The organism is Dietzia sp. SYD-A1 (assembly GCF_015356725.1).
In the GTDB taxonomy this organism is placed as follows: domain Bacteria; phylum Actinomycetota; class Actinomycetes; order Mycobacteriales; family Mycobacteriaceae; genus Dietzia.
This window is the reverse complement of record NZ_JADDKI010000340.1, coordinates 1-1785: the sequence shown is the minus strand read 5'-3', so window position 1 is coordinate 1785 and position 1785 is coordinate 1. Positions and strand designations below refer to the sequence as shown.

At 71.3% G+C, this 1785-nt stretch carries 2 protein-coding genes; both read right to left on the bottom strand.

What is annotated here, in order from left to right; genetic code table 11:
- Positions 1–512 (bottom strand): NAD(P)-dependent oxidoreductase (locus IY392_RS13270; protein ID WP_304511151.1); only part of this gene is annotated, 512 nt, incomplete at its 3' end.
- Positions 509–1785 (bottom strand): MFS transporter (locus IY392_RS13265; RefSeq protein ID WP_194861466.1); only part of this gene is annotated, 1277 nt, incomplete at its 5' end. The genes IY392_RS13270 and IY392_RS13265, both read right to left, overlap by 4 nt.

Below are 1785 nucleotides of genomic sequence, written 5' to 3'. Positions count from 1 at the left end.
GCTCCCTCGACCGGGCGGCCGGACCTGGTGACGGCGAGGGTCCGCGCACCGCAGGCGGTGAGCAGCGGCACGAGTTCGCGCCCGATGCCGCCGGCGCCGATGATCGCGACCGAGGCGCCCCGGAGCGTGCGGACGGCCGGATCGACGGCGTCTTTGTCCCAGCGGGTGTGGGCTGAGCGGACGACCTGGCGTGTGCCCGCGAGCAGCAGGGCGAGCGCGTGCTCGGCGACTCCACGGGCGTAGAAGCCGGAGGCGTTGGTCCAGGTCCGGTGCTCGTCGAGTATGCCCGCGGCGACGAAGTGCTCGATGCCCGCGGTGCTCAGTGCCACCCACTCGACGTGGTCGGGAAGCGCCGGAAAGCCGTCGGGGCCCCCGATCCACACCAGCACCCGGGCCTCGTCCAGGGACACCACCGAGCCGCCCGCGCCCTCCACCGCGCCGACGAGGTGGGGGTCGCGGGTCGGCTCGACGGCCACACGTAGGCCGGTGGCGTCACCCGGGGTGGGGCTCATGTCGGCAGGGCATTCTTTCCCGTCTCGGAGATGGTGGACACGGTGAGGAGCCCGATCAGGCAGACCCCGATCACCCAGTATGCGGGCGCCATGCCGCTGCCGGTCCAGGCGACGAGCTGAGCGGCGAAGTACGGGGCGGTCCCGCCGGCGATGATGGTGCCGATGTTGAAGCCCAGGGCGACGCCCGTGTAGCGGACGCGGCGGCCGAAGAGCTCGGTGAACAGCGGGAACGCGGGCACCTGGACCACGCCGTTGAGCACCATGTAGACGAAGTACACCAGACCCACCACGAGGATGCTCTGGGTGGCGCCGAGCAGCATGAACACGGGGACCGCGATCACGATGTAGGACAGGTACCCGGCGATCAGGACGGGCTTACGGCCGAAGCGGTCGGTGAGGGCGCCGCTGATCGGGAAGGTGGCGCACGCGCAGGCGATCGCGATGGCGGAGGTCCAGTAGACGGCGCTCTTGCCGAATCCGAGATCGTTGGTGAGGTAGACGCTGAAGTAGGTCAGGGCGATGTAGCCGGAGCCGTTCATGGCCACCGCGACGCCCACGACCTTGGCCACCGACCACGGGTGGTCCCGGAGGACGCCGAGGAGGGGGTTCTTGACGACCTCCTTCTTCTCGGCCATCGCCTCGAACTCCGGGGTGTCCTCGAGCTTCATCCGGATGCGCAGGCACACGAAGGCCAGGGGGAGGGCCAGGAGGAACGGGATGCGCCAACCCCACGAGGCCATGGCCTCCTCGCCGACGATGAGGGTGACGAGGCCGACGACGGCGGCGGCCACCGCGAAGCCGAGGGTGGCGCCAATCGGGGTGAAGGAGCCGAAGAAGCCGCGGCGGCTGGCGGGCACGGTCTCGGCGATGTACGTCGCCGCGCCGCCGATCTCGCCGCCGGCGGAGAAGCCCTGCGCCAGGCGGACCAGGACGAGCAGGATCGGGGCGGCGACACCGATCGCGGCGTGGGCCGGGAGCATGCCGAGGATGCCGCTGGCCACGCCCATGGCCACGACGCTGGCGATGAGCGCCGTCCGGCGGCCGATCCGGTCACCGAGGCGACCGAAGAAGATGCCGCCGACCGGTCGTGCCACGTAGGCGACGCCGAAGACGGCCAGGGTCGAGAGGATCGACGCCGCGGGGTCCTGCGAGGGGAAGAAGAGCGGCGCGATGAAGATCGCCAGGAACCCGTAGACGGCGAAGTCGTAGTACTCGATGAGGGTGCCGACCCCGCCGGCGAGCGCCGCCCGGCGGGTGAGCCTGGGGTCGGGGG